This is a genomic window from Gudongella sp. QWL-04 (assembly GCF_058683975.1).
The window spans coordinates 549,588-563,464 of record NZ_CM178754.1; the positions used below are offsets into that span (position 1 = coordinate 549,588).

13 protein-coding genes and 2 other annotated features are annotated in these 13,877 nt (G+C 41.2%); of the genes, 11 read left to right on the forward strand and 2 right to left on the reverse strand.

Going from position 1 to position 13,877, the window contains the following annotated elements; translation table 11 throughout:
- The first annotated feature begins 23 nt into the window (after nt 1-23).
- Nucleotides 24-256: a binding site (T-box leader), on the forward strand.
- 55 nt (nt 257-311) lie between these two features.
- Together cysK and epsC are read left to right on the forward strand one after the other, a co-directional pair.
- Nucleotides 312-1,229 (forward strand): cysteine synthase A, encoded by a 918-nt coding sequence (cysK, locus tag AC4PHB_RS02710; protein ID WP_492137134.1) that lies wholly within the window; start codon nt 312-314, stop codon nt 1,227-1,229.
- Entirely contained in the window at nt 1,226-1,771 is a 546-nt protein-coding gene (gene epsC, locus AC4PHB_RS02715) for a serine O-acetyltransferase EpsC (protein ID WP_492137135.1), read from the forward strand. The genes cysK and epsC overlap by 4 nt, the downstream gene beginning before the upstream one ends.
- Before the next feature lie 42 nt (nt 1,772-1,813).
- Here the strand turns inward: epsC and AC4PHB_RS02720 are convergent, their stop codons facing one another.
- On the reverse strand, nt 1,814-2,857 hold the full coding sequence (locus AC4PHB_RS02720; RefSeq protein WP_492137136.1) for a DmpA family aminopeptidase: 1,044 nt from the start codon (nt 2,855-2,857) through the stop codon (nt 1,814-1,816).
- Between the two features lie 187 nt (nt 2,858-3,044).
- Here AC4PHB_RS02720 and AC4PHB_RS02725 point away from each other — a divergent pair, with 187 nt between their 5' ends.
- The 4 genes from AC4PHB_RS02725 to AC4PHB_RS02740 all read left to right on the forward strand — a co-directional run bounded on the left by AC4PHB_RS02725 (nt 3,045) and on the right by AC4PHB_RS02740 (nt 6,710).
- Nucleotides 3,045-3,893: a 2-oxoacid:ferredoxin oxidoreductase subunit beta gene (locus AC4PHB_RS02725; protein ID WP_492137137.1), complete on the forward strand. Its 849-nt coding sequence runs from the start codon at nt 3,045-3,047 to the stop codon at nt 3,891-3,893.
- Nucleotides 3,894-3,904: 11 nt separating this feature from the next.
- Nucleotides 3,905-5,581 carry a 2-oxoacid:acceptor oxidoreductase subunit alpha gene (locus tag AC4PHB_RS02730; protein WP_492137138.1) on the forward strand — a complete coding sequence of 559 codons (1,677 nt, stop codon included), beginning with the start codon at nt 3,905-3,907 and terminating at the stop codon, nt 5,579-5,581.
- Between the two features lie 17 nt (nt 5,582-5,598).
- Nucleotides 5,599-6,222, forward strand: a complete 624-nt coding sequence (locus AC4PHB_RS02735) for a GntR family transcriptional regulator (protein ID WP_492137139.1) — start codon at nt 5,599-5,601, stop codon at nt 6,220-6,222.
- Between the two features lie 62 nt (nt 6,223-6,284).
- Nucleotides 6,285-6,710 carry a universal stress protein gene (locus tag AC4PHB_RS02740; RefSeq protein ID WP_492137140.1) on the forward strand — a complete coding sequence of 142 codons (426 nt, stop codon included), beginning with the start codon at nt 6,285-6,287 and terminating at the stop codon, nt 6,708-6,710.
- A 24-nt stretch (nt 6,711-6,734) separates the two neighbouring features.
- Here AC4PHB_RS02740 and AC4PHB_RS02745 read toward each other — a convergent pair whose 3' ends face one another.
- A complete protein-coding gene (locus AC4PHB_RS02745; protein WP_492137141.1) occupies nt 6,735-7,925 on the reverse strand; it encodes a coenzyme F420-0:L-glutamate ligase in 1,191 nt (396 codons plus the stop codon).
- A 103-nt stretch (nt 7,926-8,028) separates the two neighbouring features.
- On the opposite strand from AC4PHB_RS02745, the gene AC4PHB_RS02750 reads away from it, so the two are divergent.
- The 5 genes from AC4PHB_RS02750 to trpS all read left to right on the forward strand — a co-directional run bounded on the left by AC4PHB_RS02750 (nt 8,029) and on the right by trpS (nt 13,626).
- On the forward strand, nt 8,029-8,919 hold the full coding sequence (locus tag AC4PHB_RS02750) for a LysR family transcriptional regulator (RefSeq protein WP_492137142.1): 891 nt from the start codon (nt 8,029-8,031) through the stop codon (nt 8,917-8,919).
- Between the two features lie 58 nt (nt 8,920-8,977).
- On the forward strand, nt 8,978-11,455 hold the full coding sequence (locus AC4PHB_RS02755) for a sensor domain-containing protein (RefSeq protein WP_492137143.1): 2,478 nt from the start codon (nt 8,978-8,980) through the stop codon (nt 11,453-11,455).
- Between the two features lie 4 nt (nt 11,456-11,459).
- Nucleotides 11,460-12,041: a YdcF family protein gene (locus AC4PHB_RS02760; RefSeq protein WP_492137144.1), complete on the forward strand. Its 582-nt coding sequence runs from the start codon at nt 11,460-11,462 to the stop codon at nt 12,039-12,041.
- Between the two features lie 61 nt (nt 12,042-12,102).
- Nucleotides 12,103-12,333, forward strand: a complete 231-nt coding sequence (locus tag AC4PHB_RS02765; protein ID WP_492137145.1) for a putative signal transducing protein — start codon at nt 12,103-12,105, stop codon at nt 12,331-12,333.
- 58 nt (nt 12,334-12,391) lie between these two features.
- Nucleotides 12,392-12,590, forward strand: a binding site (T-box leader).
- Nucleotides 12,591-12,630: 40 nt separating this feature from the next.
- On the forward strand, nt 12,631-13,626 hold the full coding sequence (trpS, locus tag AC4PHB_RS02770) for a tryptophan--tRNA ligase (RefSeq protein ID WP_492137146.1): 996 nt from the start codon (nt 12,631-12,633) through the stop codon (nt 13,624-13,626).
- The last annotated feature ends 251 nt before the right edge of the window (nt 13,627-13,877 follow it).

Consider the following 13,877-nt stretch of genomic DNA (forward strand, 5'->3'; position numbering starts at 1 on the left):
TATAATACTATTATATTTATTATAAACCTGCATTGAGCTGGTAGAGTAGAGTAAGCTTTGCTTCAAAGAGAGGGTATCGAAGGTGAGAGATACCTAAGCATGATTGCTTGAAGTGCACCAGTGAGCCTTAGGTCGAAATCGACAGTAGACCTATACGGGTGTTCCCGTTACAGAACTAAGGTATGTAAGTACCTGAAGGAGATAGGATGTTTATCCTAAACAGAGTGGGACCGCGAAGATAGCCTTTGCCTCTGTATATGTTTATATACGAGGCAAGGGTTTTTTGTTTTTAAAAGAAAGGATGATAAATTATGATCTACAAGAATATTGGAGCATTGATTGGGAGGACGCCAGTTATCAATTTAGGCCACATAGAGAAGGATATAGCAGAAATATATGTCAAGCTTGAAAGCTTTAATCCCGGAGGAAGTGTAAAGGACAGGGCTGCACTATTCATGCTTGAGGATGCTGAAAAAAAGGGGTTATTATATCCTGGGCAAACAATAGTTGAGGCTACCAGTGGGAATACTGGGATTTCTCTTGCTATGCTCGGAGCATCAAAGGGATATAAAGTCATCATTGTGATGCCTGAAACAATGAGTCTGGAAAGGCGGAGGCTGATCTCTGCATACGGAGCGGAACTTATTCTTACTCCAGGTGCAAAGGGAATGAATGGATCAGTAGAGAAGGCGAAGGAACTGGTAACAGAGAGAGGTTACTATATGCCCGGTCAGTTTACAAATCCCGCAAATATCAATGCACACATAAAGACGACTGGTGAGGAGATATGGAAGGATTTTGAGGGCAGCTTGGATGCATTTGTTGCAGGTGTGGGCTCGGGGGGCACAGTTACAGGTGTTGCAAAAGTTCTTAAATCAAGAGATCCAAGTATAATTATTGCCGCTGTTCAGCCTGAAAAATCACCTGTACTTACTGGAGGATCACCCTCTGGGCATGGGTTGCAAGGGATAGGAGCCAATTTTATCCCTGAAATTTTATCAATAGAGCTGGTTGACAGGATAATAGACATGAGTGAGGAGGAAGCCTTCCAGGGGGCAAGATACCTTGCAGAGAAAGCTGGAATATTGTCAGGGATAAGCTCTGGCGCCAATCTTGCTGCAGCGATAAGGATAGCAAGAGAGCTTGGCAGGGATAAAAAGGTTCTAACGGTATTACCTGACACAGGTGAAAGATATCTATCTACTGATTTATTTGGGGTTAGCTTATGATTCTCAGACAATTGATTGATGATAGTAAAAATATTCTTAAGAAGGACCCTGCTGCCAGGAGTATGATTCAGATACTTCTGCTTTATCCAGGCGTAAAGGCACTATTCTGGCATAGGATCGCTCACTATCTTAACGGGCATGGTCATCATCTTGCTGCGGGATTGTTATCCCAGTACTCCAGAAGGATTACAGGGATCGAGATCCATCCTGGTGCTAAAATAGGGAATAGACTTTTCATCGATCATGGAATGGGAGTGGTTATTGGAGAAACTGCTATGGTGGGCGATGATGTTACCATTTACCATGGTGTAACGCTTGGCGGCATTGGAGGGAGCAGAGGGATCAGAAGACACCCTACCGTAGGAAATGGGGTTGTAATTGGCTCAGGAGCAAAGATACTTGGTCCAATTTCAATTGGCGCAGCCGCCAAGATAGGTGCAAATTCAGTAGTTTTGAAGGATATTCCTGCAGGAGCTACTGCTGTAGGATCGCCTGCGAGAATAGTCGACAAGAAAGAAAAACATCATATCTACGCTTTATAGCAAAGGCCTCCAAGCGGAGGTCTTTGCTATAAAGCAGCAATCTTAAAGAAATTTTGAAAAGTCTCTTAGACTGAATATCTTCCTATTATTTCTTCCAACTGCTGTGTTTGAGCATATAAGGGAGTTTAATACGGCTTCTTCAGTTGCTTCAACAGTAGCCTTAAACACTATGTCCAGAAGGTCTTCATGGATCACTTTTTGATCAACAAATGCACTTTCTTCATAATGTTTAACTTTGTTGGCTGTTGTGAAGCCTATTGCAACTTCTCCAGATCCGTTTCCAGTGTACGCACCGGTTCTGGCAATTCCTGACTGAGTTCTCTTCAGGAGTCTTTTTAACTGAAGTGAGCTTAGTGGAATGTCAGTTGCAAGGATCACCATAATAGAGCCTTTATCCTTTCCTGGTTCCGTTATGGACAGATCCTCTTTTATTTTCTCTCCAACAGGATTCCCTCTGATCATAAGGTCCTCCATCGAGCCAAAATTGGAGAGTACAAGTATTCCAACAGTATACTCTTTACCTCCAAGTTGAACTAACCTTGAAGCAGAGCCAATTCCTCCTTTTAGATCGTAACAGACCATCCCTGTGCCAGCGCCTACATTTCCTTGCTGGAAGATTATATCCGCAGATTTTATTGCCTCCAGAATATGCTTCTCAGTAACGGATGGTTTTCTGATTTCGTTAAGAACTCCATCATTACACTCGCCAATTATTGGATTAACTGTTCCTGTAGTATCCCCAATATCCTCATTTCCTTCAAGCATGTAGCCAACCACAGCCTTGTGAGCTGTTCCAACACTTAGTGTGTTGGTAAGTAGTATTGGAGTCTCTATTGTTCCCAACTCATCGATCTGAACAAGGCCTTGAGTCTTCCCAAAGCCATTGATTATATGGCTCGCTGCAACCAGCTTTTCTCTGAAGACATTACCCTCATGAGGGATAATAGCTGTAACACCAGTCTTTGTACTACCCGAATCCAATGTAACATGACCAACCTTGACTCCGGCTACGTCAGTGATCAAATTGTTCTTCCCGGTTGGAAGATGACCAAGATTGATTCCGTATTCTCTTAATTTTTTATTCATACGATCCTCCTGATGATTATTAATCTGTTCCCGTTTAGACGGCCATCTTAATCATATAGCTGAAAATCAGTCATTGCAATACCAAATCCCAAAAGAATTGAAAAAATACAAAATTCAATTAATACTGTATGAAAAATGAATTATGCTATATAATGTTGTTAAGTAGCTAAAAAGGGAGGTTTGCCCAATGAACTGTGAATACAAGCTTTATGACCCATCCTGGTGTCCAGGTTGTGGTAATTACATGATACGAACTGCATTAAAGATGGCATTGGAGGAGCTTGAGATACCTCCTCAGAAAGCGGTTATCTTTACAGGGATAGGACAAGCTGCTAAAATGCCGCATTATATTGATACTAATGGATTCAATGGATTACATGGCAGAGCTCTTCCACCAGGGATTGGGGCCAAGCTATCCAATAAGGAGCTGACTGTTATTGTCGAATCAGGCGACGGTGACACCTATGGAGAAGGTGGCAATCACTTCATACATACTATACGAAGGAATATAGATATCGCCCACTTTGTACACGACAATCAAATTTACGGCCTTACAAAGGGGCAAGGCTCTCCTACGACAGCAATGGGTCAGGTGACTACACTGCAATTTGAAGGGGTAAAGGTAGAGCCTGTCAAGCCGTTGGCTCTATCACTTACTATGGGAGCTGGTTTTGTAGCGAGAGGCTTCTCAGGTGATATTCCCCAGCTTGTAAAACTTATGAAGGAAGCTATCCAATACCGTGGCTATGCACATTTGGACATTTTACAGCCATGTGTTGTCTGGAACAAGGTCAACACGTTCCAATGGTATAAAGACAGAGTTTATAAGCTCAACGAGGATCACGACTACACTGACTTTGAGGCAGCTTTTACGAAGGCATTGGAATTTGGCGACATAATACCTACAGGCATATTATACAAAGTTGAAAGGGAGACTTATGAAGATAGATTCTCCTTTGTTAAAAATGGACCAGCTTTGGTTGATTCCAAGCTTGACCCCATTGATGCCGAAAAGTTGATGGCAGATTTTATTTAGGGGGGATAGAGATGGACTATACGATTTTAGTTGGTGGAGCAGCAGGACAGGGAATAGAGACCGTAGTTCTAATGCTTGAAAAAACGATCAAAAGAAGTGGCTACGAGGTATTCACATATAAGAATTATATGTCTATGGTCAGAGGCGGTCATAATTTTATGCAAGTCAGGTTTTCTGACGAACCTGTCTATACATACTCGACAAAGCTGGACATGATATTTGCCCTTACAGAGGAAACAATTGATATCCATGGAGGCAGACTTAAGGAGAATGGAGTCATCATAGCAGACGATGAGATTTATCCAGATAGTGACATCCACCATCTTCCACTTGCAAAGACATCCAGAGACTCCGGGAATCAGAAGACATTTCCAACTGTAGGTTTTGGAGCAATAGTAAAAATGCTTGGAATGGATATAGAGATTGCAGATCAGGTTGTTAAAGAAAACTTTAATGGGAAGATATTGGAGGTCAATCTTAACGCTCTTAACGCGGGATATTCCTTGGTTGATGAAAAGCAGAAGCTTCCAAGAAAAAAAGATGAGCGAATAATAATAAACGGAAACCAAGCCCTGGCCCTTGGTGCCATAGCCGCTGGTGTAAAATACTATTGCGGTTATCCAATGACTCCGTCAACAAGCGTCATGAGCTACATATCCTCGAAGGCTTCGGAGATGTGTATTGTTGTAGATCAGATAGAGGATGAGGTAGGAGCTCTTAATATGGCATTGGGAGCTGCCTATGCTGGTGTCAGAGCGATGACTGGCTCTTCAGGAGGAGGCTTTGCTTTGATGTGTGAGGCTCTGAGCTTGGCAGGGATCCTGGAGACTCCTGTGGTTATTGTAAATGCACAAAGGCCAGGCCCTGCAACAGGTCTCTCCACCAGAACAGAACAGGGAGATCTTCGGTTCGTAATACACGCAGGTCACGGAGAATTTCCAAAGATGGTAATAACCCTTAGAAACCCCGAGGACGCATTCTATCAGACGGCAAGGGCGTTTAATATTGCAGAAAAATATCAGATTCCGGTCATACTTATGACAGAGGAATACCTGACCGACTATATGATCACCTTGAAACCCTTTGACTTTACTAAGGTGACTATAGACAGACATCTTGCAGACCCTGTCTCACTGCCGGGAGGAAGGTATAAGAGGTATATGTATACCGATTCAGGGGTTTCGCCAAGGCTTATCCCAGGAAGATGTGGTGATAAGATAGTCCTTGTTGACAGCCATGAGCACAATGAATACGGAAACATAGATGAGTCGATTGAGACCAGAGTGAATATGATGAAGAAGAGGATGAGAAAGCTGGAGTACCTTAAGGATGATCTACAGGAGCCTTGGTACTTTGGAGCTGAGAACCCCGAAGAGTTATTGATTGCATTCGGAGCTACCTGGGGTGCGTTGAAGGAGGCAGTTAAAAATCTCAACCAAGCCGGTGAGAAAGTGGGTGCACTGGTTTATGGAGATATATGGCCATTTCCTACAGAGCTTCTTAATAAACTAGGCAGCAAAGCAGAAAGAATAATATCTGTCGAACAGAATTTCACCGGCCAGCTTGATAGCCTCATAAGAGAGCATACGAACCTGCAGATATTTGGAAACATAAGGAAATATGACGGAAGGGCAATCAATGGTGAAGAGATCATTCAAGGCTACTACAATTTGAAGGCAAAAAAATAACCAGACGAGGTGTGAAGATGGAAGAAAATTATTCCAGTCCGAGATATGAAAAAATTGCCCTTGATATCGCAAATGCGATTTATAAAGGGAACTATGAAGAGGGAGAGAAGCTTTATGGAAGATCTACTTTGGCTGGCACATACAATGTGTCGCCGGAGACAATAAGGCGAGCTGTAAAGATCCTGGAGGATGTAGGGGTTGTCGAATCCTCCAAGGGGAGTGGCATTACTGTGCTTTCTAAGGAAAAGGCCTTCAAGTATATCAACAGATTTAAAAACATAGAAAGTGTAACATCATACAGGATAAAGTTGACTGAGCAAATAGAGAAGCGTCAAAGGCTTGAGGATGAGATTCTAGAGACCATTGACAGGATCATTGAAAGAAGCAGTATCCTGAGCCATACTACAGCCCTGACTCCCTTTGAGCTCGAAATATCAAAGGAATGCAGGATGATAGGAAAATCTATCGGAGAGGTCAATTTCTGGCAAAATACCGGCGCGACCATAGTTGGAATAAGAAGAAACAATGAAACGATACTTTCTCCTGGTCCTTATGCTACAATGGAGGAAGGGGACATCCTATTGATAATTGGCGAAGAAGAAATCGTTGAGGCAGTTAAAATATTTCTTGAAGAGGAGTAATTATTATCCAAACAAGGGTAAATTATTTGTGAAGACGATTAGATAAAATCAGGGGGTGCTTTATGGACAGGATACTAGTACCAGTAGACGGCTCAGATAATTCGATGAAGGCATTAGAAAAAGCAATGGAGATAGGTTCATTAAAGAAGAGCCGCATTACGATCCTAACAGTAGTAAACAGCCAGAGAGACAATCCATACATACTTGAACAGGATTATTCTTCTGAAGTGAGTCAGCGGAATATTGAGAATGGAAAGAGAGTGCTTAGTAACGCTCTTGAGCTATGCGTAGGTTATGACGGAGAGATTGATACACTTCTTAGAAATGGTGATATAGCTGAAGTAGTAATAGATACCGCAGAGGAGCTTGATATCGATCTTATCGTCATGGGCCGGAGAGGTATGAGCATTTCAGCAAGATCATTGCTTGGAAGCGTCTCTAATAAGGTGCTCAATTATGCAAGCAGATCGGTTTTGGTAGTAAAATAGGCGCCTCTATTGGGGCGCCGTTTTTTATTTGATATAGCTGTCAAAATAACCTTGGATATATATGATTGGAGTACCTTTATCTCCACTTCCTGATGTAAGGTCAGCAAGTGAACCTATAAGGTCTGTAAGCCTTCTTGGTGTAGTTCCCTGAGACACCATGTTGCCAATGAGAGATTCGTCTTTGTTTCTGATATAGTCAGATATTGCCCGTTTTAGCTCCTCTCCCTTTAGATGATTGAATTGATTGTCAGCGAGATATTTAAGCTTGATCTCGGAGGGTGTTCCATCTAGACCCTTAGTATATGCCGGAGATACAACAGGATCCGCCAATTCCCAGATCTTTCCGACCGGATCCTTGAAGGCACCATCGCCATAGACCATTACCTCTACCATCTTTCCGGTTTTTTCATGGATTTCTTTCTGGATCCTTTCAACAATGGGTTGGCTGTTTCTTGGGAATAGCTTTATCCTGTCCTCAGAAGACTTGTTTGATCCAAGCAATCCATATTCCTGATTAAAGCCGCTTCCAGTCATAGGTACCGAGAGGATATCGTCCAGACCGAATATCTTTTGACCACCGTACTTCTTAAGTAAAGACTTGGTTCTGGATCTGGTATGGATATCACAGGCAATGGCATTCTTGGTATATTCCAGTATGGTAAGCGGATTGTTTGAGAAGATTATTTCAAAATCAATACCACAGTCCTCCATGATCGACTTATAGTATTCAATATAGTCTACGCCAGTAAATGGGTGAGTGTTGTAGCCGAAGTACTCTCTGAACTTCTCCTCAGTCAGGACATCAGTCCATGGATTTATACCCTTTACGTCGAGAACATCCATATCTACTAAATGATTACCTACCTCATCTGAAGGATAACTGAGCATGAGTACTATTTTTCTGGCTCCCATAGCAAGGCCTCGAAGGATTATACTGAACCTGTTTCTGCTCAATATAGGAAAAACCACACCAAATGTCTCTTCACCAAACTTTGACCTGACATCATTGGCAATATCTTTTGTTGTCGCATAGTTTCCTTGAGCTCTTGCGACTACAGATTCAGTTACGCATACTATATCTCTGTCCTGGACCTGGAACTCACCTTGACGTTCTGCTTGTAAAACTGTTTCAACTACGATAGAAGCTATATCGTCTCCCTCTTTTAAGATTGGTGCTCTCAGACCTCTTGAGACGGTACCAACGATTCTTTCCACAATCATCTCTCCTTTGATATTGACCTTTGATTAAAGTATATAATATGCTAAGATATAAGTAAAATAAATATTAAATATAGTTGAAATAAGAGGTGCTTATATTATGGGTAAGCTTGAAGGGTATAGAGTATTCAATCAGGTGGCAGTTCATGGTAGTTTTTCAAAGGCTGCAAGCGCACTTTTTATGAGTCAGCCGGCTGTGAGCCAGGCTATAGCAACCATCGAGTCGGAGCTTGGAGTGCGACTATTTACAAGGACAAGAAAAGGAGTTGTATTAACTGAGGAAGGCAGGCTTTTGTTCCAACATGTGAACCCTGGGATAAATCTTATAGTCAATGGAGAAAAAAGAGTGCAGGATAGTAAAGATCTTATAGAAGGGCACCTCCGATTGGGGGTTGGCGATACAATTTCCAGATATTATCTTCTTCAGCATTTGGAAAGCTTCAACAAGAGCTATCCTTCAATAAAAATGAAAATAATCAACAGAACTACCTCGGAACTTGGTGAATTGGTAAAGTCGGGTGACATAGACCTTGCAGTTATTAATCTGCCTCTGGAGGACAATTCACTGGAAATCGAGCCGATACAAAAGGTAAGAGATATATTTGTGGCAGGGGAAAGATATTCAGTTCTTAAGGGGAGTAAGCTAAGTCTTCCTGAAGTGTCGTCTCTTCCTCTGATCATGCTTGATTCCTCATCCAGGTCAAGGCAGTACGTTGAGAGTTTTTTCAGATCAAAGGGTGTAGATCTTAATCCAGAGATAGAATTAGGATCCCATGATCTTTTGCTTCAATTTGCCAGGATAGGATTGGGTGTGTCCTGTGTGGTCAAAGAGTATTCAGAAGAATTTCTTGAGAATGAGGGATTATTTCATCTGGAGCTAACAGAAAATATTCCTGAAAGAAGCATCGGTCTGTGCAGAATTAAAGGGGTAGAGCCCTCACCTGCAGCAAAAAAATTCATCGAAATAATTCTATCGATTTCAAAAGTGTGATAGAATGAAACAAATGGGTATATTCTAACAACTAGAATGAATTATTCGGGAGGCAGTCATGTCTTATAAGAAGCATTTGGATAGAATAAATAAGACTATAGATGATGGGGGAAGCTTGTCCCACCATTTTGACGAGCTAAGGAATGGCATAGTGCCCTGGCGAGAAAGCCTCAGAGTAATAGTTATCTATATAGCTATTGGTGCAGCTTGGATACTATTCTCAGACAGATTGCTTTCCATTTTTATTGCTGATCCGGAGACTTACCAAAGTATGCAGACCATTAAGGGGTGGGCTTATGTCCTCCTTTCAGGGTCTGTCTTTTATTTTATGATCAGGAACAGACTCCAGCTGTTTAAAGCTGCAACTGACAGGATATATCAAGGATACCTTGAACTTGATAAATCCCATGACCAGCTTTGCAAAGCACAGACTGAGCTAAGAGACAGAATTGAGCAGCTTGAATATTACCAGAAAGCTCTCAAGGATAGTCAGCTGCAGTACAATCTGTCAGTAGAAGGAGCAAATGATGGTTTTTGGACATGGGATCTCACAACGGGTGCATATAAGACATCTACTCTTACAAAGCCTGAATTTGGGTATACCGATAATGAGCAATCAGAAGTTGATACGATGGAAAAGTGGAGGACCTTTGTTCATCCTGAGGATCTGGTTTACGGAGTTAAGGTGATTGACAGCTACCTTGATTATGGTGAAGGGATATATGAGAATATCTTCAGGATCAAGGCTAAGGATGGTAGTTACAGATGGATCTTAAGCAGAGGAAAAGCTGTAAGGGATGGAGCTGGTAAAGCTGAAAGCTTTGCGGGCTCACATACTGACATCACCCATCAGCTTCAGCTTCAGGAAAACCTGAAGCTCGAGCAAGGCTTAGTTAATGGCATCTTAAAGGAAGCTCCAATTTCTATAATCGTCTGTGCTAAGGATGGACTTATTACCAAGTTCAATCTATACTCTGAGAAAGTATTCGGATATACCCAGGAGGAACTTGTTGGGAAAAATGCATTTGATTTTCTTGGTGATGATGCTCAAAAGAGTGAATTAGTTGAAATGCTTCCAGGACTCATGAATGGTGAACCTTTAACTAATACTGAGATAAAGATAATGGCGAAGGATGGTTCAGAAAAAACCATGCTATTCAGCAAAACCTACGTTTGGAAGGATGGTTATATAGAAAGCCTGGTATTTATAGGTGTTGACATCACCGAGAGAAAGTCGATGGAGGAAAAACTTGAGATACTGGCGTATAAGGATAGGCTGACAGATCTCCCCAATATGGCTAAGCTAAGGGAAGAACTACCTTATGTATTAGGTTGTAGTAGTAATAAGCAAATGGCAGTCATCTACATTGATATAGACGATTTTAAACTTGTAAACGATACTATGGGACATCACGCTGGAGATCTTCTAATTAAGTTGTTTGCAGAGAACTTACTGAACTTTGCCAAGCCCGAGGACAGAGTATACAGGTTTGGCGGAGACGAATATGTTGTAACGCTGGGAAGTTTCAGTGACTATGAAGAGCTCAGAGTGAGATTATCTGAGCTTATGGATGTAATAAGAAGGCCCTGGCTCTACAATGATCACAACTTCATGATATCTTCAAGCATAGGAGTTGCAGTTTACCCGGACCATGGAGACACAATTGAAATACTGATGCAAAATGCCGATACTGCATTGTCCTATGCCAAGACTGGAGGAAAGAGCAGATATTTGATTTATAATGACTTTATGAAGGATAAGACGTGGTCATTTATCCAATTGACTAGTGATTTGCGCATGGCATTGGAAAGAAGTGAATTCTTCTTGGTTTATCAGCCCCAATACAATTTATTAGATGGAAGCCTGGTTGGATTTGAAGCACTCATCAGGTGGTTACATCCTCTTAAGGGTATAATATATCCTCTTGATTTCATCCCATTTGCAGAGGAGACGGGCCTTATTGATAAAATCGAGGACTGGGTACTTGAAACCGCATGCAGACAGACATCTGAGTGGAAGTCCATTGGATTTGGCGATCTCAAGATATCAATTAATATTTCTGGGAATACACTCAGCAAAAGCTCCTGGATGAATAAAGTAGGCCAACATCTGGAAGGGTGCACTGATTATGGAAGAGTCATCTTTGAAATCACTGAAACAGCAGTTATTGGTGATATGGAAGATAGCATTAAGGCATTAGAAACTCTTCATGAAATGGGCATCCATATAGCTCTTGATGATTTCGGAACAGGGTATTCTTCTCTTACGTATCTGCAAAGTCTACCAATAGATATCATAAAGCTTGATAAGTCATTTGTCTGGTCCATCGGTATTGACGAAGACAAGTCATACATTGTCAGGACTGTAATTGACCTGGCACACAGACTAGGTATCAAGGTCGTGGCTGAGGGAGTCGAGACTGAGGAACAACTGAGTTTTTTGAAGGATGCTGGCTGTGACCTAGCCCAGGGTTATTATTTCAGCAAACCTATCGATAAGGTATCAGTAGATGCTTTGTTGGAGGGCAGGAGGTAACAAAATGAAAAAACTAAAGATTTTCGCCGGGGTCCTTTTGGTTCTGGGCCTCATTTATTTTATGACGATGCATATTCTTATATCCAGTGAAATAGATAATATTCCAGATTATAATGCAGATTATGCGATAATCCTTGGGGCAAGACTATATGATGACATACCTTCGCCATCACTTATTTTAAGACTGGAGAAGGCGATTGAATACCTTCGAGCCAGTCCCAGAACTATAGCGATAGTTTCAGGAGGGCAGGGGAAGGGAGAATCCGTATCTGAGGCTGAAGCTATGAGAAGGTATCTTGAGGACAGAGGTATTATTCCGAATAGGATTATCATTGAGGACAAATCTACGAATACAAAAGAAAATCTGAAATTCAGCTTTGAGAAAGCCAAGGTGAATGGAGCTGCAGAAGGGGCTTCATTCTTAATAGTAAGCAGCAAATATCATCTTTACAGAGCCAGGCTTTTGGCTGAAAGGATCGGTTTTACTGCAGACGTTCTTCCTTCAGAGGTACCTCCCAGCGTAAAAATATCATCCTGGATCAGAGAGTATCTTGCTTTAGGGAAGTCAATCGCATTTGATTGGTAGAGGGTACACTTTGGGTATACAGCCTTTGTAGTTAACTTGTTTTATCAAGGAGGAAGTTGTAATGGACGACAAACTGGAATTAGTAACCTTAATAGAATCTGATAATGAATTTGAGCTGGGTATTGTAACAGCTATCCTGGATGATAATAGCATTCCATATATACTTAAAAATAAAGGTTCAGGTGGATATATGAGGATAGTTACAGGATCATCCCCTTTCGGTACAAGCATAATGGTTGAAAAATCAACGTTGGAGAGAGCCATGGAGCTAATAATCCCTGTAATCGGTTAATGAGACCCACTGATATCAACCCTATTTACAACAATTGTTTAAAAGGTTATAATCAGTTTATTATACTGTGATGGAGAATAGTAACTTAGGAAAAGCTAAAAGAGAGCCGTGGTTGGTGGGAAACGGCAGCAGGACCTTTGTGAATGGACTCTGGAGTGTTGTCTGAATAAATAGGACAGGGATCATCTCGCCTTAAGGGATAAAAGCAGGCAGAAATGCAAAAAGAGTGGCACCGCGGATCACCCTTCGTCTCTTGATTGGACGAAGGGTTTTATATTTTAAAAGGAGTGAAAGATAATGGACAAAAAAGTTGTATTTAGTGGAGTTCAACCATCAGGGTCTCTGACAATAGGAAATTATATCGGAGCTTTGAAAAATTTCGTTGAGCTTCAGGATGAATATGAGTGTTATTATTGTATAGTTGACCTGCATGCGGTTACTGTTCCGCAAATTCCAAAGGATTTAAGAGCGCATTCTCTTGATGTCCTGTCATTATACCTGGCTGTTGGTATGGATCCAAAAAAATCGACTCTTTTTATCCAATCACATGTTCCTGCACATGCAGAGCTTGCTTGGGTATTAAACACTATAACCTATATGGGGCAGCTTAATAGGATGACTCAGTTCAAGGAGAAGTCTAAGAAGTCCGATGAAAACCTTAATGCTGGTTTGTTTACTTACCCTGTATTGATGGCTGCAGATATTCTTCTTTATCAAAGTGACTTCGTTCCTGTGGGGGAGGATCAAAAACAACATCTGGAGCTCGCAAGAGATCTTGCTGAGAGGTTCAACAGTAGGTACAGCGATACCTTCGTGGTACCCGAACCACTTATAAAGGAATTCGGGGCCAGGATAATGAGCCTTCAGGACCCTGAATCAAAAATGAGCAAGTCCGATAAGGATGAGAATGCATTTATCCTGATGCTGGATGACAAGGATGCCATAAGGAGAAAAATAAAGAGAGCGGTTACTGATTCATTGGGAATAGTTGCTTATAGCGATCAACAGCCAGGCTTGAAAAACCTTCTTAATATCTACTCGGTTTTATCAGGGAACTCAGTGGATAGTATTGTATCAAGCTATGATGGGAAGGGATACGGTGAATTTAAGGATGATTTGGCAGAAGTAGTTACAAAGGCTTTATTACCCATTCAGGAAAGATATAAAGAATACAGGCAGGACAAGGTATTCCTTGAAAGTATATATAGGGAGGGTGCAGATCGGGCTGAAGCATTTGCTGCAAAGACTCTCAGGAAAGTATATAAAAAAATGGGATTCATACCACGTATATAATTGAAAAAAATAGTTTCAAATAGAAAAATTCAGCTTTTCATTATGAAAATATCAAAAGCTGGATTTTTTCTTAATTAAGATTCAGTTTCCAATAGATCAAATCCCTCAGCATCTGCTATATATTTTTTATAATCCGGAAGAAGTTGTAATTCCAACGTTAACCAATAAATACTGACAAATAATTATTAAAAACTCATTTGATTGAAATATGTTGGCATGGTACTTGCTATATATGATGGTGAAAATATGAT

What these genes read in the sequence shown, in the direction of transcription:
- cysK (WP_492137134.1), top strand. Translation starts at nt 312, where the DNA reads ATGATCTACAAGAATATTGGAGCATTGATTGGGAGGACGCCAGTTATC.
- epsC (WP_492137135.1), top strand. Translation starts at nt 1,226, where the DNA reads ATGATTCTCAGACAATTGATTGATGATAGTAAAAATATTCTTAAGAAG.
- AC4PHB_RS02720 (WP_492137136.1), bottom strand. Translation starts at nt 2,857, where the DNA reads ATGAATAAAAAATTAAGAGAATACGGAATCAATCTTGGTCATCTTCCA.
- AC4PHB_RS02725 (WP_492137137.1), top strand. Translation starts at nt 3,045, where the DNA reads ATGAACTGTGAATACAAGCTTTATGACCCATCCTGGTGTCCAGGTTGT.
- AC4PHB_RS02730 (WP_492137138.1), top strand. Translation starts at nt 3,905, where the DNA reads ATGGACTATACGATTTTAGTTGGTGGAGCAGCAGGACAGGGAATAGAG.
- AC4PHB_RS02735 (WP_492137139.1), top strand. Translation starts at nt 5,599, where the DNA reads ATGGAAGAAAATTATTCCAGTCCGAGATATGAAAAAATTGCCCTTGAT.
- AC4PHB_RS02740 (WP_492137140.1), top strand. Translation starts at nt 6,285, where the DNA reads ATGGACAGGATACTAGTACCAGTAGACGGCTCAGATAATTCGATGAAG.
- AC4PHB_RS02750 (WP_492137142.1), top strand. Translation starts at nt 8,029, where the DNA reads ATGGGTAAGCTTGAAGGGTATAGAGTATTCAATCAGGTGGCAGTTCAT.
- AC4PHB_RS02755 (WP_492137143.1), top strand. Translation starts at nt 8,978, where the DNA reads ATGTCTTATAAGAAGCATTTGGATAGAATAAATAAGACTATAGATGAT.
- AC4PHB_RS02760 (WP_492137144.1), top strand. Translation starts at nt 11,460, where the DNA reads ATGAAAAAACTAAAGATTTTCGCCGGGGTCCTTTTGGTTCTGGGCCTC.
- AC4PHB_RS02765 (WP_492137145.1), top strand. Translation starts at nt 12,103, where the DNA reads ATGGACGACAAACTGGAATTAGTAACCTTAATAGAATCTGATAATGAA.
- trpS (WP_492137146.1), top strand. Translation starts at nt 12,631, where the DNA reads ATGGACAAAAAAGTTGTATTTAGTGGAGTTCAACCATCAGGGTCTCTG.